Source organism: Ruegeria sp. BA2, assembly GCF_056539605.1.
The window spans coordinates 336,434-355,858 of the sequence record NZ_JBQFVE010000001.1; the positions used below are offsets into that span (position 1 = coordinate 336,434).

General features: G+C 55.8%; 23 protein-coding genes and 1 tRNA gene. 11 read left to right on the forward strand and 13 right to left on the reverse strand.

From position 1 onward, the window contains the following. Positions 1-34: 34 nt before the first annotated feature. From proB to ACR0NN_RS01710, 9 genes are all read right to left on the reverse strand, one after another. Entirely contained in the window at positions 35-1,141 is a 1,107-nt protein-coding gene (gene proB / locus ACR0NN_RS01670; protein ID WP_170719056.1) for a glutamate 5-kinase, read from the reverse strand. Next, a complete protein-coding gene (gene obgE / locus ACR0NN_RS01675; RefSeq protein WP_170719058.1) occupies positions 1,129-2,163 on the reverse strand; it encodes a GTPase ObgE in 1,035 nt (344 codons plus the stop codon). The genes proB and obgE overlap by 13 nt, the downstream gene beginning before the upstream one ends. A gap of 37 nt (positions 2,164-2,200) precedes the next feature. Beyond that, positions 2,201-2,737 carry a GNAT family N-acetyltransferase gene (locus ACR0NN_RS01680; protein ID WP_170719061.1) on the reverse strand — a complete coding sequence of 179 codons (537 nt, stop codon included), beginning with the start codon at positions 2,735-2,737 and terminating at the stop codon, positions 2,201-2,203. Next, a complete protein-coding gene (locus ACR0NN_RS01685) occupies positions 2,734-3,342 on the reverse strand; it encodes a LysE family translocator (RefSeq protein ID WP_170719063.1) in 609 nt (202 codons plus the stop codon). Before ACR0NN_RS01685 ends, ACR0NN_RS01680 begins: the two co-directional genes overlap by 4 nt. After that, entirely contained in the window at positions 3,339-3,842 is a 504-nt protein-coding gene (locus ACR0NN_RS01690) for a GNAT family N-acetyltransferase (protein ID WP_170719065.1), read from the reverse strand. The genes ACR0NN_RS01685 and ACR0NN_RS01690 overlap by 4 nt, the downstream gene beginning before the upstream one ends. Before the next feature lie 84 nt (positions 3,843-3,926). After that, a complete protein-coding gene (gene rpmA, locus ACR0NN_RS01695; protein WP_010440093.1) occupies positions 3,927-4,196 on the reverse strand; it encodes a 50S ribosomal protein L27 in 270 nt (89 codons plus the stop codon). A gap of 11 nt (positions 4,197-4,207) precedes the next feature. After that, positions 4,208-4,828: a 50S ribosomal protein L21 gene (locus tag ACR0NN_RS01700; RefSeq protein WP_170683875.1), complete on the reverse strand. Its 621-nt coding sequence runs from the start codon at positions 4,826-4,828 to the stop codon at positions 4,208-4,210. Between the two features lie 209 nt (positions 4,829-5,037). Next, complete coding sequence (locus ACR0NN_RS01705) at positions 5,038-5,844, reverse strand: DUF2059 domain-containing protein (RefSeq protein WP_170719067.1); 807 nt, start codon at positions 5,842-5,844, stop codon at positions 5,038-5,040. After that, entirely contained in the window at positions 5,844-6,686 is an 843-nt protein-coding gene (locus ACR0NN_RS01710; protein ID WP_170683879.1) for a DUF2059 domain-containing protein, read from the reverse strand. Before ACR0NN_RS01710 ends, ACR0NN_RS01705 begins: the two co-directional genes overlap by 1 nt. Before the next feature lie 123 nt (positions 6,687-6,809). Here ACR0NN_RS01710 and ACR0NN_RS01715 point away from each other — a divergent pair. From ACR0NN_RS01715 to ACR0NN_RS01755, 9 genes are all read left to right on the forward strand, one after another. Next, positions 6,810-6,899, forward strand: a tRNA-Ser gene (locus ACR0NN_RS01715). A 203-nt stretch (positions 6,900-7,102) separates the two neighbouring features. Continuing rightward, positions 7,103-7,657 carry a hypothetical protein gene (locus ACR0NN_RS01720; protein WP_170683881.1) on the forward strand — a complete coding sequence of 185 codons (555 nt, stop codon included), beginning with the start codon at positions 7,103-7,105 and terminating at the stop codon, positions 7,655-7,657. 208 nt (positions 7,658-7,865) lie between these two features. Then, the gene (locus tag ACR0NN_RS01725) at positions 7,866-8,894 is read left to right on the forward strand and encodes an alcohol dehydrogenase catalytic domain-containing protein (protein ID WP_170719070.1); all 1,029 of its coding nucleotides are present in this window, start codon (positions 7,866-7,868) and stop codon (positions 8,892-8,894) included. Between the two features lie 41 nt (positions 8,895-8,935). Then, positions 8,936-9,811, forward strand: a complete 876-nt coding sequence (locus tag ACR0NN_RS01730; protein ID WP_170683884.1) for a branched-chain amino acid ABC transporter permease — start codon at positions 8,936-8,938, stop codon at positions 9,809-9,811. Between the two features lie 5 nt (positions 9,812-9,816). Then, positions 9,817-10,914 carry a branched-chain amino acid ABC transporter permease gene (locus ACR0NN_RS01735; protein WP_170719072.1) on the forward strand — a complete coding sequence of 366 codons (1,098 nt, stop codon included), beginning with the start codon at positions 9,817-9,819 and terminating at the stop codon, positions 10,912-10,914. Continuing rightward, positions 10,911-11,675: an ABC transporter ATP-binding protein gene (locus tag ACR0NN_RS01740; RefSeq protein ID WP_170719074.1), complete on the forward strand. Its 765-nt coding sequence runs from the start codon at positions 10,911-10,913 to the stop codon at positions 11,673-11,675. The genes ACR0NN_RS01735 and ACR0NN_RS01740 overlap by 4 nt, the downstream gene beginning before the upstream one ends. Next, positions 11,672-12,445 carry an ABC transporter ATP-binding protein gene (locus ACR0NN_RS01745; protein WP_170719077.1) on the forward strand — a complete coding sequence of 258 codons (774 nt, stop codon included), beginning with the start codon at positions 11,672-11,674 and terminating at the stop codon, positions 12,443-12,445. Before ACR0NN_RS01740 ends, ACR0NN_RS01745 begins: the two co-directional genes overlap by 4 nt. Before the next feature lie 5 nt (positions 12,446-12,450). Beyond that, entirely contained in the window at positions 12,451-14,337 is a 1,887-nt protein-coding gene (locus tag ACR0NN_RS01750; RefSeq protein WP_170719079.1) for an AMP-dependent synthetase/ligase, read from the forward strand. 30 nt (positions 14,338-14,367) lie between these two features. Beyond that, the gene (locus ACR0NN_RS01755) at positions 14,368-15,528 is read left to right on the forward strand and encodes an ABC transporter substrate-binding protein (protein WP_170584417.1); all 1,161 of its coding nucleotides are present in this window, start codon (positions 14,368-14,370) and stop codon (positions 15,526-15,528) included. 60 nt (positions 15,529-15,588) lie between these two features. Here ACR0NN_RS01755 and rpsI read toward each other — a convergent pair whose 3' ends face one another. Then, the gene (rpsI, locus tag ACR0NN_RS01760; RefSeq protein ID WP_010440030.1) at positions 15,589-16,074 is read right to left on the reverse strand and encodes a 30S ribosomal protein S9; all 486 of its coding nucleotides are present in this window, start codon (positions 16,072-16,074) and stop codon (positions 15,589-15,591) included. Positions 16,075-16,080: 6 nt separating this feature from the next. Continuing rightward, positions 16,081-16,539 (reverse strand): 50S ribosomal protein L13, encoded by a 459-nt coding sequence (gene rplM / locus ACR0NN_RS01765; protein WP_039536983.1) that lies wholly within the window; start codon positions 16,537-16,539, stop codon positions 16,081-16,083. Positions 16,540-16,777: 238 nt separating this feature from the next. Between rplM and ACR0NN_RS01770 the strand changes: the two genes are divergently transcribed. After that, the gene (locus ACR0NN_RS01770; RefSeq protein ID WP_170690340.1) at positions 16,778-17,140 is read left to right on the forward strand and encodes a nuclear transport factor 2 family protein; all 363 of its coding nucleotides are present in this window, start codon (positions 16,778-16,780) and stop codon (positions 17,138-17,140) included. 3 nt (positions 17,141-17,143) lie between these two features. On the opposite strand, the gene ACR0NN_RS01775 is transcribed toward ACR0NN_RS01770, so the two are convergent. After that, positions 17,144-18,547 carry an aminotransferase-like domain-containing protein gene (locus tag ACR0NN_RS01775; protein WP_170719082.1) on the reverse strand — a complete coding sequence of 468 codons (1,404 nt, stop codon included), beginning with the start codon at positions 18,545-18,547 and terminating at the stop codon, positions 17,144-17,146. A gap of 99 nt (positions 18,548-18,646) precedes the next feature. Between ACR0NN_RS01775 and ACR0NN_RS01780 the strand changes: the two genes are divergently transcribed. After that, entirely contained in the window at positions 18,647-18,874 is a 228-nt protein-coding gene (locus ACR0NN_RS01780; RefSeq protein WP_170719085.1) for a YjiS-like domain-containing protein, read from the forward strand. Between the two features lie 59 nt (positions 18,875-18,933). Here the strand turns inward: ACR0NN_RS01780 and ACR0NN_RS01785 are convergent, their stop codons facing one another. Then, the gene (locus ACR0NN_RS01785; RefSeq protein ID WP_170719087.1) at positions 18,934-19,377 is read right to left on the reverse strand and encodes a PaaI family thioesterase; all 444 of its coding nucleotides are present in this window, start codon (positions 19,375-19,377) and stop codon (positions 18,934-18,936) included. Positions 19,378-19,425: the final 48 nt, after the last annotated feature.

Below are 19,425 nucleotides of genomic sequence, written 5' to 3' on the forward strand. Positions count from 1 at the left end.
GCGCCTTTCGGTCTCAATTTATCAAGTCGCGCCTTTACAGCGCCAGATCGTCTCTGTGGATCAGGGCGGCGCGGCCAGGATAGCCAAGAGTCGCCTCAATCTCAGAGGATTTTCGTCCTTTGATCGCGTCCGCCTCTTGCGCGGTATATCGGCTAAGCCCCTGCGCCAGCCTGCGCGCCTGCGGATCCATTACGGCCACAGGATCACCGCGACCGAAATCACCGGTCACCTCGACAATACCAGCGGGCAGCAGGCTTTTGCCATTGGCAAGCGCCCTTGCAGCACCGTCGTCCACCACGATCTCTCCACGAGGTTTCATCGCCGAAATCCAGCGTTTGCGCGCCGCGTGCGGGTCAAGAGTGGCCGTGAACCACGTGCAATTCGCGCCATTCTCTAGCGCTTTCAGCGGGTTAAGGGGCGATCCTTCGGTAATTGCCATATCGCAGCCGGCCGCTGTCGCCATCTTGGCCGCCAGAAGCTTGGTCTTCATACCACCCTTGGACAGTCCCGATCCGGCATCACCTGCCATCGCCTCGATCTCGGGTGTAATCTCTTGGATCACATCGTACCGGCTGGCACTCGCATCCTCACTGGGATTACCCGAATAGAACCCGTCAACATCCGAGAGCAAGATCAACTGATCCGCGCCGATCGTCACCGCGATCTGCGCTGCGAGCCGGTCATTGTCGCCATATCGGATTTCATCCGTAGCGACTGTGTCATTTTCGTTAACAATTGGAACAACACCCAAACTCAGAAGAGTTTCAAGAGTTGCGCGCGAATTCAAATATCGCCGCCGATCTGCGCTGTCTTCCAGCGTAACCAGTACCTGCGCTGTCTTGATCTCATGCGGGGTTAAGGCCTCTTCATACGCACGGGCCAACCGGATTTGTCCGACCGCAGCTGCGGCTTGCGACTGTTCCAGCGGCAGGTTTTGCACGGGCAGCCCAAGAACGCCACGGCCCAAGGCAATTGACCCGGATGAGACCAATACAACATCCGTGCCCTGCCCTTTCAGCCACGCCACATCCTGCGCAAGGGATTTCAACCAATCCGATCTGAGCAACCCCGTTGCCCGGTCAACAAGCAAGGCCGACCCGATCTTGACCACCAGACGGCTGGCATGGGTCAGGGTTGCCAAGGCGCGACCTCCTCAGCGGGTTTCTGGCGCAAACGGTTTTCGTCAATCTGCGCCCGCAAGGCACGCAACACTTCGGTCACGCCCAGATGCGCGACACCGGACATGGTCATGACCGGGCCACCTATTGCCTGTTCAAGCTCTTCCTTGGCAAGCGCAAGCTCTTCTTCATCCAGCGCGTCGACCTTGTTCAGGACGGTGATGCGCGGCTTTTCCGCCAGTTCTCCGCCATAGGCTTCAAGCTCGTGAATGATGGTGCGGTAGTCCTCTGCAACGGTCTCGGACGTACCGTCGACAAGATGCAACAGGACAGCACAACGCTCCACATGCCCAAGGAAACGGTCACCGATCCCGCGCCCCTCATGCGCGCCTTCGATCAGGCCGGGGATGTCTGCAACGACGAATTCCACGTTATCAACACCAACGACCCCAAGATTGGGGTGTAGAGTGGTAAACGGGTAATCCGCGATCTTGGGGCGTGCATTCGAAGTGGCCGCCAGGAAGGTTGACTTGCCCGCATTGGGCATCCCTAACAGGCCCACATCTGCAATTAGTTTGAGCCGCAACCAGATGGTACGGTCGATCCCCGCCTGCCCCGGATTGGCGCGGCGCGGCGCTTGGTTGGTCGCTGATTTGAAATGCAGGTTGCCAAAGCCACCATTGCCACCTTTGGCCAGTAAATACCGCTGCCCGACCTCAGTCAGGTCGCAGATCACGGTCTCTTCGTCTTCATCCAGAATCTCGGTGCCGACGGGCACACGCAAGATGATGTCATCACCATCCTTGCCGGTGCGTTGCTGACCGCGCCCGGGCTGACCGTTCTTGGCAAAGAAATGCTGCTGATAGCGAAAGTCGATCAGGGTGTTCAGCCCGTCCACGACCTCGGCCCAGGCCGAACCGCCCTTGCCGCCGTCCCCGCCATCGGGTCCGCCATATTCAATGTATTTTTCGCGTCGGAAACTGACGCAGCCGCCACCTCCGGCCCCGGACCGGATGTAGACCTTTGCAAGATCGAGAAATTTCATGTGTGTCCCCTACTGCAAAGGCCCCATCGGCCACAAGTCAGAGTTTCTTTGTATACGTCCAGGTGGGCACATTCGCATCGCGCGCCACCGAATAGGTTTCCGCATCGCCAAGATACTGGAACCCGCAATGGGTCAGCACCCGGGCTGAGGCCGGATTGTCCTGAAACACGCTGGCGAACATGGTCGCGTTTTCCAACGGATTCGCGTTGACCAGAGTTTCAACGGCCAGCGACGCGATGCCGGTATTCCAGTAAACCGGCGCGACCCAATAGCCGACCTCGGACTGGTTGCGATCCAGCCGCGTCAATGAGATCAGGCCAATCAGCTCGGGCCCGCCGTCTTTGGTGGCATCCATCGCCCAGACATCCTCATCCCGGTCTTCGGCCATCGCGCGCGTCACAAACGCTTCGATCGAGCCCGGTGGCAAGGGATGCGGGATCGACGTGGTCATACGGGCCACGCGCTCATCACCTGCATAATGTTCAATGAGACCCATATCCGACCGACGCAATGGGCGCAGGTCGAACCGCTCGGTTTCAATGACCGGCTGGTTGATTATCGTCTCAAGCTTCATGAGTGCGTTCCTCCTCCGAACAACACAAAAAGTACGGACGCAACTGTCAAACTCGCTAACGTCCACATCAGATATTTTTCCGCAGGCCGACCTTCAACCGCATGGGCAATTCTATCGCCCGCAAAGGTCCAGATTGGGTGAAGAACAACCTGACAAATCAACAAACAGAGAGCGATCGTGACCGTCGCCTCCAAACTTGGCGTTCCTGCAGCCACAAATCCCGTAAACCCGGCAATGATCATCGCCCAGGCCTTGGGGTTCAGCGGATGCACGATCAGCCCGGCCCAAAATCCGGGTGCAACGCTGTCACCGGAATGGGGCGAAAGCCGTGTATTGGCGATCTTCCACGCCAGCCACACAATATACGCAGCCGAAGCATACTTGAGTGCCGCAAACACCATCGGCGCCTGTTCAGCCAATTGCAGCAGGCCAAACCCGACGGGCCAAATGATCAACTGCTTGCCAAGTATAACCCCGCCAACAAACGGCAGCGCCGCGCGGAAGCCATAGCGCGCACCGGTGCCCAACAGAACCATGTTAGCCGGCCCCGGTGTTCCGACTTGAGACGCCGCGAAGATCAGGAAGCTGGTGGTTGCAACGGTCATTGCACAGCCCCCCATCTGGCTTGGCTGAGCGCCATCCACTGCAACGTCACGGTTTCTCCGGTCGATCGCACGACAGCTTCGGATTGTGACGTGGGATCAAATCCCAGTTTTGTCAGCACAGCATGGGAACGATCATTGCCAAGGTGATACGAGGCTTTGAGATCGTCTTTGCTGCTTTGGAAGTGCCGACTGACAATGGCGCGTGCGCTTTCGGTTGCGTAGCCATGACCCCAATATCGGTGGCCTAGCCAATACCCAAGCTCATCGCCTGCCGAAATCGTACCTATCAGTTGCCCACCTCGTACAATTGCAAACGCATCGTAAACTTGCGAGGCGAGGTTTTTGGTAAAATTCTCTGCATCGGTGATTGCAAAGGGAAAAGGGATGCTCGTTACCCACCGCACAACATCCAGATCGCTCAGGAGGTCGACAAGACGCGCCGAATCCTCACGCCGGAAACGGCGCAGGGTCAGGCGTTCTGTTTTGATCACTTCGGTCATGGGACCGCTCCTGAAAACGAGAAAGGGGACCGGCACTTTGTGCCGGTCCCCCATGAATTTTTCTTAAACCTTCTGGGTTTCGGCTTACTCTGCGGCCTCCGCCACTGGCAGGACCGAAATAAAGGTGCGGTTTTTAAGTCCCTTATGGAACTTCACGGCGCCATCGACAGTTGCAAAGATGGTGTGGTCTTTGCCCATGCCTACGCCTTCGCCCGGCCAGAACTTGGTGCCGCGCTGACGTACGATGATGTTGCCCGCGATGGCCGCCTGGCCACCATAGAGTTTCACGCCAAGGCGACGACCTGCTGAGTCGCGACCGTTACGGGAGGAACCGCCAGCTTTTTTATGTGCCATTCTCTCTCTCCTTAGCCTTTGGCCAGTTCTTTGGCCTGCTCAACCCATTCGGGTTTCACTTTGACGGTGTCGATAGCAGCAATCTGCTCGTCCGACAAGGCGGCCAGAGCGGCAAAGCTCTCGATACCGGCCTCAACCAGCTTTTTGGCAGCGGCAGGGCCGACACCGTTCAGCTTGGTCAGATCGTCGGCGGCAGCAGCAGCGGCGGGTGCCTCTGCTTTGGCTTCCGCTTTCTTGGCGGCAGGCTTTTTCGCTGCAGGAGCAGCTTCGCCAGCCGGAGCCGAACCGGTTGCGGCTTTGATGCCCGACTTGTCAGCGCCCGACGACAAGATGTCGGTGATCTTGACCAGAGTCAGCTTCTGACGGTGGCCAACAGTACGCTTCGAGCTGTGCTTACGACGGCGCTTCACGAATTTGATGACCTTGTCACCTTTGATCTGTTCGATCACTTCGGCCTGTACGCCCGCGCCTTCAACGAAAGGTGCGCCAACAACCGGAGCGTCGCCGCCCAGCATCAGAACATCGTTGAATTGAACTTTTTCACCTGCGTCGGCAGCCAGTTTTTCAACGCGGAGGATATCGCCCGCCTGAACCTTGTACTGCTTGCCGCCAGTCTTGAGGACCGCAAACATGTGTCTTTCCTTTGTCTAACCGCGTTCTGTGGTCCCCTTACGGGCGTTTTCGGCTTCCGCCACCTCGAACAGCGCGCCCTTTTTGGGCTGTGTGACGACCCGAAGGCATACGCCCGTTGGGTCAATAATAACGAGACCCGGCGCGGAGATTCCGGCCGGGATGCGCGCTTATCCAAGCATTGTGGGTTAAAGTCAACCCAAATCCGCAGTCAAAGATCAGAGGCTTGCATTGCCTGTGCAACAGCCTCGCCCAACTGGAATGAGATCCCGTTGATCATCCGATCAAACCCTTCGAATAAGGCCTTGTTCAACGCGCGACCGGTTTCGGTACGCGAAAAGGCAATATTCTCTCGCATCTGTGCCTCGGACAAAGGTTGATAGGCCATCAGAAGAAACGAATACATCCAATCGCTCGTTTCCTTCTTGGTCTCTTCGCGCTGCGACAGAAGTTCTGCAAGCCAGGCTTCTTCGTCTCCAAAGGTACCCTGCCCCGCCGCCAGCCCGCGATAGAAACTGAAATCAGCGCTGATTGTGCCCCTGACGTTCTGTTCAATCAGATCGTTGACCTGCACATATTCATCCACCAGGCGAAAAAAGGCGTCCTCGCGATCAGTTTGATCATAGACGGTGCGCGCCATGTCTTCGATCGTCTCATCTGATAAGGCACGGCGGGCCGAGTTTTCCAGCGAGATGATGGTTTGCCCAAGATCACTTTCGAAAAAGATCGCTGCTTGTTCCAGTTGCGCCTCAGACATGTTCTGTTCGACCGAGTTGGACATCTGTTCAAACATCCAAACGGGATCATAAAGCTCTTTCATCTGAGCTTCGAAATATGACCCACCCGCGCCGTCCAGCATCGTTTCGTTTATCGACTGACCCTGTGCTTGCCCCTCGTCACTCAGGATATCCAGGAATTCGGACACTTGCATGGCCCGCAAAAGCCGATCGACATGCTCACCGGCAGCCAGCGAACTGGCGGACATTACCAGCGCGGTTGCAGCAGCCAGCAGACGCATCAGATATCCTGCGCCGGACGGAGTTCGGCCATTCTGGATGCCAGCACCTCGAAACGCATGGCCATTATCTCATATTGGATGGCGTTCAGCAGCTCATAGACTTCTTGCATCAGAGGTTGCTCAAGCGCCTCGACATAGGCGTCGACATCTTCATCCGAAAAGTCCTGATACGTATACGCCGCCCCGGCCAAAGCCGACAGCTGCAACGACTGGCGCATCGCCGCTTCGTTGCGACCCATCATTTCGCGCAACTCATCGCCGTTAAGCTGCAACTCAATAATTCCCGCCGCGCTCGCCGCCATCAAAAATCGTACCTGAATTTCTTGCAAGGCCCGCAGAGAGGTACCGCTTGCATCAACTGCCCGGTTCATGCGCTTTAGGCTTTCAACACGGCTGGAGCCATCTTTGATGAGTTCCGAAACGATTTTCTGACCAGCCAGTTGTTTCGCTTCATCGTCATCATCGATATGTGCTGCATTCTCAGCAACAACCAGCCTTTGGCCCAAGTCTGACGCATAAAAGGTAACCGCGTGGGTCAGCGCCTCTTGGCTGAGAGTCTGCTCAAGGATTGAGACAGCGGTATTGTGCATCAATTCGGTATCGAACACTTCTTCCGTAAGCCGCGCCCAATCCGACCCAAAGCCATCCGGGTCTATTCCCAACATTTGAGGCGCCGAGGCAGACGCTTGCGCAATACTTTCCAGCGCAACGTCAAATCCGGTTGTGGTCAGAAACGCCTCAATCTGGTCGCGACTGGCGGCGTGCGAGGGTGAAGCGATCACTCCAAGCGCAAAAAGCGGAGGAATGAGGATGAGTGTGAACTGGCGCAGTAAGTAAGTCATAGATATCAGCCTAGGTGTTTTCTTGCCTCTGGCAATGGAAAATCCCGGTATCGCCAAATTCCCGAATTTTCTGCTTGCACCCCTGCCCGTTCCTCACTAAATCCCCCCCTCACAGACCCCCGCGGAGAGGTGCCGGAGTGGTCGAACGGGGCGGTCTCGAAAACCGTTGTGGGTGCAAGCCCACCCAGGGTTCGAATCCCTGTCTCTCCGCCATAAATTCTTTGATCCTTCAAGTCAGTATTCGCCCTTTCAGGCACCACAATGGTCTTGAATGGCATGATGTTGCCACCTGTCGCTACGCCAATCAGCGCAGTGTGGCTCAAACCCGCAAATTGCTGCAAATTCACGGGTTTTCCCCTTTGCGTCGTCGTAGAATTACCCCATCTCGGCGACACATCATTTGAAGGAGACCCCATATGTCGCGTCTATTACTTATCGTTGCCATCGCCGTCATCGGCGGAGGTGCTTATTATTATGCCACGAAACCTGAACCCACACCTGCAGAACAGCTTCAAGCTGCTGCGGAAGATGCTTCCGATGCGGTTGGTGAGGCGGCTTCTGCTGTGCAAGAAGCAGCAAGCGATGCGGTTGAAGCTGCAACTGAACAAGCATCTGAGGCTGCTTCGTCAGTGACGGATCAAGCCAGCGAGGCCGCGTCTTCTGTGGCCGAACAGGCCAGCAGCACGGCGGAATCTCTAACCGAACAGGCCAATGATGCGGCTTCGGCTGCGGGAGAGCAGGTCGCAGCACTTGCAAACCAAGGGCAGGAGCTGTTCAACACTTGGCTTCAGGACGGTATGCTGACCGTGCAGAATTTTGACTATGACGCCATGGTTACGTCGATCCAGGACAGTGATCTGACTCAGGACATCAAAACTCAGGCCATGAAAATTCTTGACGATATCAAAGCGTCGCCTGAGCTTGTCGTCGAAAAAATACAAGATCTGCGCAATCTTCTGACGCAGCAGTGATCATTCCCTGAACCAGCCCCATGCGGGCTGGTTCACCCAATCTGATCGTTGTGCATGTTTCGCTACGTTACGGCACTACTCAATTGACAGCGCCGACTTCTTTTGATTGCCTTCTAATCGTGGAGACGAAGAATTTAGGCTTTTTGTCAGAGAGTTACATTGCGCCGATAGTATTTCTGCGTAAGGATCACCCATAAAGGAGTGCTGGATGACCACCCTGCCTGACACCATGTTTGCCGTTGTCCAAAAAGGGGATGGATACTCTGGCACTGCAACCGAACCGACGCTGAAGGATGCTTCGGAATGGTTGGCTAAGGCCGAAATGCCTTTGCCTGTTCCGGCTGCTGGTCAGGTGCTGATCAAGATGCGTGCCGCTTCGGTAAACCCTTCTGATATTCATTTCATCAAAGGCGAATACGGTCAGCCTCGGGTCAAGGGCGCTGCGGCTGGGTTTGAAGGTTGCGGCGATGTTGTCGCAACCGGAACCGGCGCCGAAGCTCTGAAAGATCAACGGGTGGCCTTTGTTGCCGCGGGATCAGGGGCCTGGGCCGAATACGTCGTCACGCAGGCACAGATGTGCATCCCCCTGCGTCCCGAAATTTCTGACGAAGACGGGGCAGCGCAGATCGTTAACCCTCTAACAGCCATGGCGATGGTGGACATTGCACAAAAAGCGGGAGAGGCGTTTGTCATCTCCGCCGCCACTAGCCAACTTGGCAAGCTAATGTGTAGCCTTGGGCGTGATCTCGGGTTGAAACCCATTGCGCTGGTTCGGCGTGCCGAAACGGTCGACACGCTGAAACAACTGGGCGCAGCAGAAGTGGTGGTGACCAATAGCTCTGAGGCTGCAGCCGAATTCGCGTCCATGAGCCGAGATCTGAAGCCACGGGTATTTCTGGATGCTGTGGCCGACCAAATCTCGGAACAGGTGTTTTGCGCCATGCCCAACGGGGCGCGTTGGGTGTGCTACGGCAAGCTCAGCACTGAATTGCCCAAGCTGACACAGATGGGTCAACTGATCTTTATGGGCAAACGGATCGAAGGCTTTTGGCTCACCCGCTGGATGATGGACACGCCGCCCGCCGATCAAATGCGGGTGGTAGGCGAGGTACAAGCGCGTTTTGCCGATGGGCGTTGGAAAACCGATATTTCTGAACGGCTTGCCCTACGCGATGTGGTGCCAAATCTGGCTGATGCACTGAAAAAGAGTGACGGCAAGGTGATTATCACGCCATAGTAGAGCGACGTGCCGGACGAACCGGCTGAGGGAGGGTAAGATTGGATAACGCACAGCTGCTGATCAGCGGGCTGGCGAATGGCTGCGTCTACGGCCTGATCGCACTTGGCTTTGTCCTGATTTACAAAGCGACCGAGGCGGTCAATTTCGCGCAGGGCGATTTCATGATGCTGGGTGCGTTCGTAACAATCGGACTGACCAATACCGAGTATATGGGTTTGCCATTCTGGCTGGCTCTACCGATTTCGTTGGGGATCATGGGTGCATTGGGGTACCTGATCGATCGCCTGATCATCCGCCGCGTGTTCGGAGAGAGCCAGACCGCTGTCGTAATCCTGACCATCGCATTAGGCTTCGTGATCCGATTTGCCGCTGGCCTAATCTGGGGGCACGAGCCGCAAACCCTGCAGAACCCTTTGGCCGGAAAGGAAATCCGCTTTGGTGGTCTCGTGTTGGGGATGGAGGATGTGGCAGTTATCGTCGTCACAGTCCTGCTGACCTGGGGGCTCTATGTGTTTTTCAGCAAAACCAAGCTGGGGCTTGCCATGCAGGGCGCGTCTCAGAACCAGTTGGCGGCTTATTACATGGGTATCCCGGTCAAACGGGTTCAGGGATTTATCTGGGCTTTGGCGGGTGTTGTCGCCGGGATCGCCGGAATTCTGTTCGCTGCAAAGGGTTCGGTTGATCCAACAACCGGCCTATTGGGCATCAAAGCCTTCGCCGCCGCCGTGATCGGAGGGTTCGGTAGCCTGCCCGGAGCCCTGGCCGGAGGGCTTATCGTTGGCGTCATCGAGCCCTTCGCCAGCCGATACATTGCCGCCGGATACAGCCAGATTGCGCCTTATGCGCTGTTGCTGGCGGTCCTGATCTTCCGACCGCACGGGCTATTCAGCCAAGTGCGGGTCAAGAAGGTCTGATCGCCATGCGGATTGTGTTCAAAACCAACTACATGCAGGACATTCGCCCATGGAAGGATGGCTATCAGCTAAGCCTCTATCTCATCCTGTTGGTTGTCATTGCAGCTGCGCCATGGTGGCTGGATGACTTCTATCTTGGGGAACTGACCAATGTTCTGATCTGGGCGATCGCAGGGCTGGGTCTGATGATCCTTACTGGCCATACGGGACAAGCCAGTCTGGGCCATGCCGCGTTTCTGGCCGTTGGATGCTATGCCAATGTCATCTTGGTCGAGGCAGGTGTGCCGTTTCTGATCGCATTCCCGTTGGCGGGCGTGTTGACCGGCATTGTGGGCGCGACAGTGGCCATCCCTGCCCTACGATTACATGGCATCTATCTGGCGATCTTTACGTTGGCCCTGTCGGTCTTGATGGATGATATCATCGTGCTGGCCGAGCCCATTACAGGTGGCGTCGCAGGCAAGTATTTAGGCGGGGTAAAAATCTTTGGTCATTTGGTCGACCGGTGGGCCACGCCCGGTCCGTTCTACTGGCTGGTGCTATCCGTGGCCGTCATCGTGACGCTGGGTTACATCAACCTTTTGCGCGCCCCTTTGGGTCGCAGCTTTATCGCTGTTCGGGATTCCGAGGTTTCGGCGCAGGCGATGGGCGTGGATATTGCACGTACCAAGACAATCTCATTCGCCTTGTCCTGTGCGGTCACCGGGCTGGCGGGTGCATTGATGGGTATGTTTGCCGGGGCGTTCAACAATGAGACATTCAGCGTCGTAATCTCGATTCAATTGCTGATGATGATCGTGATCGGCGGGTTAGGATCGATCCATGGCGCATATCTGGGTGCGATCGTGATTGGATTCTTGCCTCAGTTCCTGTCGATTTCCAAGGAATATGCGGCAGCCCTGTTTGGCGGCAACACGGTCGCCATTCCGGGCCTGGAATTCGGAATCTTCGGCATGATCCTGATCACGTTCATCCTGTTCGAACCGATGGGTCTTTATGGCCGATGGCTGAAAATCCGCACCTGGTTCGAGCTGTTCCCCTTTTACCGCAAAGACATGTTCAAACGACAGAAATCCTATCTCAAGACGGAGCGTCTGAGATGAGCTTGCTAGAGTTCAAAAATGTCACGTTGAAATTTGGTGGCCTGACCGCCGTGGATGATCTGTCATTCGACGTGAAAGAGGGCGAGGTGTTCGCCATCGTCGGCCCGAACGGCGCGGGCAAATCCACAGTCTTCAACCTGATCTCGCGCTTCTATGATCCCATTGCCGGGACGATCCGGTTTGACGGGCATGATCTGTTGCGGGTTAAACCCTCGGCTGTGGCGGCCTATGGCGTGGCACGGACATTCCAGAATATTGAGCTGTTCGAACACGCGACCGTATTGCAAAACCTTCTGGTCGGACGTCATCGCCATCGCAAAACCAACCTGATCTCGGAAATTCTGTTCACGCCATCCACGCGCGGACAGGAAATCGAGAACCGCGAAAAAGTTGAGGAAATCATCGACTTCCTCGACCTTCAGGCCTTCCGAGACAAGATGATCTCGGGCCTGCCTTATGGAGTGCGCAAAGTGGTCGAAGTCGCCCGCGCCCTAGCGACTGACCCGAAACTCTTGCTGCTTGATGAGCCCGCCTCGGGCCTGTCGGTCGAAGAGACGACGGACATGCGTTGGTGGATCGATGACATCAGGCGACAAATGGGGATCACAGTTCTGATGGTCGAGCACGACATGGGGTTGGTCTCGGGCGTGTCCGACCGCGTGCTGGCAATGGCTGATGGCGCGAAGCTGGCGTTGGGTGCACCAGCAGAGGTTCAGTCGCATCCGGCGGTGGTCGAGGCCTATTTGGGGAAAGCTTCATGAGCAAGCCAATCCTCAGCATTCGCAATGTTGAAAGTTTTTATGGCCCGATCATGGCCATCCGTGGTGTCTCACTGGATGTGCATCCGGGCCAGATCGTCTCGATCCTGGGTGCAAATGGTGCCGGTAAGACGACGCTGATGAAAACAGTCTCAGGCGTCATGGACCCCGAGAAAGGTACGATCACGTTTGATGGCCAACAGATACAGGGATCGGAACCCCATAAGGTCGTTCAGAAAGGTGTCGTCCACGTACCCGAGGGGCGCGAGGTTTTTCCTCTGCTAACGGTCGATGAAAACCTGAGCCTCGGCGCCTATACATTGAAGGACAAAGGACAAATCGATCATGATCGCGATCTGGTTTTTTCTTACTTCCCCGTCCTGAAAGAACGTCGTAACCAAGAGGCCGGGACGCTGTCCGGCGGGCAGCAGCAGATGCTGGCCATCGGGCGCGGTTTGATGGCCAACCCGCGTATCATGTTGCTGGACGAACCCTCGCTGGGTTTATCTCCGTTGCTGGTTCAAGAGATTTTCGGCATCCTCAAACGTCTGAATGATGAACAGAATATGACGATGATGCTGGTCGAACAGAACGCCAACGCCGCGCTTGAGCTTGCCCATCATGGCTATGTGATGGAGATCGGGCGGATCGTCATGGATGGCGCGGCTGAAACTTTGCTGCAATCCGAGGACATCCAGAACTTCTATCTGGGCGTTCAGGAAGAAGGCGCGCGGGAAAACCGGCGCTGGAAACGCAAGAAGACCTGGAGGTGAGCCGGATGGATGCAAGCCCCCTTCCCCCTCAGATCACCCTAAATGGCGTGCAGTTCAATGCTGCACCCGGCCAGCGCCCGCTGCGCGTTGATGGATGTACGACGATCTGCGAATTGTTCCAGAAACGCTGCGCTGAACTGGGTACCCGGACAGCGCATCGCGAAAAAGATTTTGGTATCTGGAAATCCTATTCCTGGGCGGATTATTGGCAGCATGCCAAATGGATTGGGCTGGCTTTGCGCAAGCTGGGCCTTCAGCGTGGCGAAGTTGTCTCGATCCTGTCCGAAGACCGCAAGGAATGGGCGTGGTTCGACATGGGCATCCAATGTGTCGGCGGGATTGCTTCGGGCGTCTACACCACGGATTCAGCCAGTCAATTGAAATACCTGCTCAATGACAGTGGCAGTCGGTTTCTGATTGTCGAAGATGAAGAGCAGTTGGACAAATTTCTTGAGATTGAGCAAGACCTGCCCGATCTGCTCAAAGTCATTATACTTGAGGACGAAGGCCTGCAGGATCTTGACCATCCGCGCTGCATGATGATCGATGATCTCTATGCTTGGGGCCGACAAGCCGACACCGACGAGCCCGGTGCATTCGAGGCAGAAATCGCTGCTGCCACGCCGCAAGACACAGCCCTGCTCATCTACACATCGGGCACCACGGGCAATCCCAAAGGCGCGATGCTGAGTCATGAGAACATCATGGCCGCGATCGAGTCTGGGGCGCATTCCCTGCCCTCTCAATCCACCGATGAACAGCTGTGTTTTCTGCCGCTCTGTCACATCCTCGAGCGTGATGTGTCGATCTATTACCCGCTGGCGATGAAATGCACCGTGAATTTCGCGGAGAGCCCTGAAACCGTGTTCACCAATCTGCAGGAGGTCTCACCAGCCACCTTCACCGCCGTCCCACGCGTGTGGGAGAAGATCTATTCGCAAGTCATGTTCATGGTCAAAGACGCAACGCCAACGGGGCGTTTTGCGTTTGCGCAGGCCCTGAATGCGGGTCAGGCGCGCGCAGATTGTATCCTTGCTGGGCAACCCGTTTCTGCGCCGGTCGCCTTGCGTTACTGGGTTTGGGATCGGTTGGTCTTGCGCAACTTGCGTCGGATTCTGGGAATGGATCGAATGCGGCGCGGTGGCTCGGGCGCGGCACCTATCTCGCCGGATTTGCTCAGGTGGTATTGGGCGATCGGAGTGCCCATTGTCGAAGGCTTTGGGATGACCGAAACCGCCGGAATAGCCGCGCTGAACACGCTTGAAGCCAACAAGATCGGCACCATCGGCAAGCCGGTTCCCGGCAATGACATGCGCATAGCCGAGGACGGAGAAATTCAGATCAAGGGCCTGAACGTCTTTCAGGGCTATTGGCGCAACAATGCCAAGACGGCTGAAAGCTTCACTTGCGACGGCTGGTTGCGCACTGGGGACATGGGCCATATTGACGAGGATGGCTTTGTAACCATTACAGGACGACTGAAAGACATCATCATCACCGCAGGCGGCAAAAACATCACGCCCGCCGAGATCGAAAGTGGGTTGAAGTTCAGCCAATATATCTCGGACGCTGTGATCGTCGGGGATCGGCGTAAATATCTGACGGCGCTGATCATGATCGATCAGGAAAACGTCGAAAAATTCGCGCAGGAACGCAAGATCCCCTTTTCGAACTTCGCATCCCTCTGCGCAGCACCCGAGGTGACCGATCTGATCGGCACAGAGATCAAGGCTGTGAACAAAGAATTTGCGCGGGTCGAACAGATTAAGGATTTCCGCCTAATCGACGTATTGCTGACGGCCGAGGATGATGAACTGACAGCGACGATGAAGCTCAAGCGTGGTCTTGTTGAAAAGAAACACGCACATCTCATTGAGGATATGTACAATTAGTTAAGGGGCGACCCAACAGGGAGGAGAAGTATGAAACACTTATTTAAGGGCCTTGCCGCAGCCACGGCATTGACTGCATCCGCCACGATCAGCTGGGCGCAAACACAAGGCGTGACAGATGACGAGATCGTCATTGGTTCAGTAAACGACTTGAGCGGGATATTTGCCGCTGTTGGTGTGCCGGCGACCAAAGGTGCGAATGTAGTCTTTGACCGGGTTAACGCCGAAGGTGGCGTGCACGGGCGTAAGATTCGCTTTGTGGTCGAGGATAACGGCTATCAGATGCCGCGCGCGATGCAGGGCTATAACAAGCTGCTGAACCGCGACAAGGTGTTTGCCATGCTGCAATCCTTGGGTACGCCGATGAATGTTGCCGGGTTCAAGCTGCTGGACCCGAAAGGTATTCCCAACGTCGCTCCTCTGACCGCCGCGCGGCAAATGCTGCAAGAGCCGATGAAGAACAAGTTCACGTCGTTCTCGACCTATTACGACCAGGCGCGGATTGGGGTGAAGTACCTGAACGGGGAGTTCGGATCGCAAACCGTCTGCACGATGTATCTGCCCACTGATTTCGGCGAGGAAATTCTGGAAGGCAGCAAAGCCGGAGCCGAAGAGGCTGGTATCACCTTTGGCGCAGAAACCACCCATAAGCCAGACGAGACGGATTTTGTGGGGTCCTTGAGCAAGCTTAAGGAAGAAGGCTGCGATATCGTTACGATGGCCTTGGGCGTTCGTCAGGCAATCACTGTTGTCGGAACCGCCAAGAAGATGGGCCTAACCGACATGAAATTCCTTGGCACCTCGGCCAGCTTCCTGACCGTCGTTGCTCAGGTGCCCGGCGGCGTGACAGATGGGTTCTATGCAGCCGCGTCTTGGCTCGATCTGTGGGCGCGTGCCGAAGAGCCCGCCCCGGCTGCATTCATCGCAGAGTACAAAGAAGCCACGGGAGAAGATCCGGTCGGTTTCTCGATGCTTGGCTATTCAGCGGCCGAGATGATGGTCAAAGCGCTTGAGGCCGCAGGCCCTGATCTGACACACGAGAGCTTCATCGCCGCGATGGAATCGCTCGACTATATGGATGAGTTGGTCGGCAACCAGATCACCTATGGGCCGGACGACCATCAGGGCGCTGATACGGTATTTGTCAGCGTCGTTGAAAATGGTGCGTGGAAGCTGGTTTACGAAGAATAAAGCCAACAAAGAAAAAGGGCTCGCAAGTGCGAGCCCTTTCCCATTCGGTATCCGTAGCGATTAACGCTTCGAGAACTGGAACGAACGACGCGCTTTGCGCTTACCGTATTTCTTACGTTCCACAACGCGGCTGTCGCGGGTCAGGAAGCCAGCGGCTTTCAGAGCGCCACGCAGGTTGGGATCGTACAGTTGCAGCGCTTTCGAGATGCCGTGTTTGACCGCACCGGCCTGACCGGTCAGGCCACCGCCTTTGACGGTTGCTACAACGTCGAACTCACCTTCAACGCCGGCAACCTGGAACGGCTGGCGCAGGATCAGTTGCAGAACGGGGCGTGCGAAGTACTTGTCCTGGTCTTTGCCGTTCACGGTGACCTTGCCGGAGCCCGGCTTGATCCAAACGCGGGCAACAGCGTCTTTACGCTTGCCAGTGGCATAGGAACGGCCCAGCTCGTCACGTACGGGTTCACGCACGATGACTTCTTCGGCCACGGTTTCAACGCCTGCGACGGCGCTCAGCTCTTCGAGAGTATTGATCTGATCAGCCATCGGTCATTAGCTCCGGGTGTTTTTCTTGTTCATGGACTTGACGTCCAGAACTTCGGGCGCTTGCGCCTCATGAGGGTGCTCGGCACCGGCATAAACGCGCAGGTTCGTCATCTGCTGACGCGCCAGACGGTTGCCCGGCAGCATGCGCTTGACCGCTTGGGTCACGACGCGCTCGGGATGTGCACCTTCCAGAATCTGCTGTTTGGTGCGCGATTTGATGCCGCCCGGGTGGCCAGTGTGCCAGTAGAAGTTTTCTTCGCGCTTCTTGCCGGTCATCTGGATTTTGTCAGCGTTGATCACGATTACGTTGTCGCCCATGTCCATGTTCGGGGTGAACGACGCTTTGTGCTTGCCACGCAGGCGCATGGCGACGATCGAGGCAAGACGGCCCAGAACCACGCCTTCGGCGTCGATCAGAATCCATTTCTTGTCGATGTCTGCAGGTGTTGCAGAAAAGGTTTTCATGGCAGGATAGTCCTGTTTGATGTGAAAGACCGCCCTAAGACAGAGCGGTCCGAATTCGATGGAGGGGGTTTAGACCTACTGTGTATGCAGGTCAATACACGCAAGTCATAAATAATAAAGCTAAAACAGTGCCTTATAAAATAGGTATCATTTTACCCCAACTATTCACCTGTTGTGCACGACCTTATTAAGACAAACGCGATCCACCCACTCGTTTCAACAAGAACCGGGGGACACAATGCAAGAATTAGACAAGGTAATTGCCGCTTATGGTTCAGCATGGCAGGAAACTGACCCGGTCAAAAGACTTGAGCTGCTTGAACAGTGTTTTGCTCAGAATGGCCGATACGTCGACCCAACAGCAGAAGTATCTGGCAGAGATCAATTGTCAGACCATATCGGAGCAGTACTGAAAGACACACAAGGTCGTGTTGAATTGACCAGCGCCCCCACCTCCCATCATGATGTAGTGCACTTTACGTGGCACATGATTGCATCCGATGGCTCTATGATGGTTGCTGGGCATGATTTCATTCGCTTTGATGCAGATGGCAAGATTGCCCATTTGGCGGGCTTCTTTGGAGACCCTGCCCCTTTATAGGCTCTATACGCTTATCTGCTCGGGCGGGTTGTCCAGCAATGCACGCAAGCGCAACATGGCATCTTCAAATTTTTCTAGTGAGACGTGCCCATTCACTGCGATACGGACGGCATTTGGTGCCCGACCATCGCGCAGGGCGAATTCATCGGCAGACCGCAGCTGAATGCCTTCCCGCTCAGCCGCACGGCTGAACGCAGCAGACCGCCAACCTGAAGGGAGATGAAGCCAGACAAATGGGATATCGGAATCCCAGTTTAGGTCAAACCCACCCAGAGCGTTTACCGCAACCCGCACATATTCACCCATCTTGGCGCGAACGTCTTTGGCCAGTTGCCTTGATTCTGGATGCCCCAACAGTAATCGCGTCAATTCAGCCAGAGGCTGGGCTAGTCCAAAATATCCGTATTCAGCAGACCGACGCAGATCGACGCTTCGTTCTCTGGGGGCAATCGCAAAGCCCACTCGCAGCGCTGGCGTCAGAGTTTTGGAGATCGACGAAACATGCCAACCCCGTTCGGGAGCCAATGCGCGATAGCTAGGAGCGCGGGCCTCGCCCATTCGATAGCAATCGTCTTCGATGATCTGAAGTTCATATTTTCGTGCGATCTCAACGACTTCTTTGCGACGTTCCAGCGGAGAATGCCCACCCGTCGGGTTCTGAACCTCCGGAGAAACACATATCGCTTGTGCCTTTGTTTGCCTGAGGATGTGATCCAGCGCGTCAGGGTTAATGCCCCATTTGTCCATCTTTACCCCGACAATCTCGGCGCGCATCAATTCGCCGGCCCGTCGGAATCCGGCATAAGACAAGTCCTCTACCAGCACGACAGGCTTCGGATCTCGCAGAACAGTCTGGAAAACAACGCAGATGCCGCTTTGCCCCCCATGAGTCAGTACAATATCGTCAGCAGTTAGAGAACCAAGGGGAAGGTCCGACAACCAATTGACGACAACCTGGCGCACTGGTTGATAGGCGTCTCGGGTCGGATAGTTCATGAACATTCGAGGGTCACCTTTTGCAACCTTTGCAAGGCACTCACGCATCAAGGTCACCTGCCCTACGTCTGGCAGGCGTGGGCTGAACAGGCTGACATTCGATTCATATTTGTCATCCCTCAGATGCAATTGACGGGACCAGACATCATCCAGAATAGGCGAACGCGGCGGGGCGACAAATGTACCACGTCCAACCTCGGCTTGTAGCAAACCCTCATCGGTAAGAATCGTGTAGGCGCGTGCGACCGTGCCCGGAGTGATCTTCAGTCGATACGCCAATTCACGCACCGGAGGCAGTTTCTTTCCCACCTCCAGCGTTTTGTTTTCTATTGCTTTTCGGATCGTGTCGGCGACCAGAGTGTACTTTGGACCTTTGGATTTGGGCAGCGCCTCTGGCCAAATTGTATCCATTACAATTCTTCCTTTGATTTCGACACAATGCTGAATGTATCAAGTCACTGTACCGAACATTTTAGATTTGTGTCAATACAATTTGAAAGGATACCCAAGATGACACGCGCAATGCACAACCCCGCCCTTATGCTGCTGAACGCCAGCCCCCGGCTGCCGCTGATCGCCGCGCTGGCCGTGCGGTTTGCGGCGATTGTCACACAATGGGAACAGCGCCGCCGCAGTCGAGTAAATCTGGGCAAGCTGGATGATAGACTGCTTCGTGATGTCGGTCTGACCCGCCATCGTGCAGATGCAGAAGTCAGCCGTTACTTCTGGATGAGATAGATTATCCCCAGTCCCATCTAAGGGACCTCTTCCTGGCCGGGGTTTATCCCCGGCCTTTTTTATCCGAAAGCCGCAGCCACTGATCCTGCTGGCGGAATGGAATAAGTCATGCTGGCGCGCGCAACCGGCTTGTCCGACCCTTCCGAATAGATCAGAACATCCCCAACAGCCAAGGTGCGTCCCAATTTCAATAGCTTACATTCGGCTATCAAATCAGAGCCGCCTTCGGGTTTGCGTAAGAAATCCAGCGAACTACTGGTCGTAACAGCCAAAGACTGACGCCCTTTGCGTGCCAGCACCATCGCGTAGACGCTCACATCGGCCAATCCAAACATAGAAGGGCCCGAAACGGTGCCACCGGGGCGCAGGTGACGTTCCTCGACTTTCAGACGCATGGTGATCGTTGTCTCGGTCAGGTCCTCGACGACAAAGTCGTTGTGCACCTGAGGGAACACCTGTGCCAAATACTCTGTCAATTCTTGTTTGTTCAGCGCTAATGACATGCTTCCCCTCTTGGCTCTGTCCGCCTAGAGTTGGCCCGAACGCCAGTG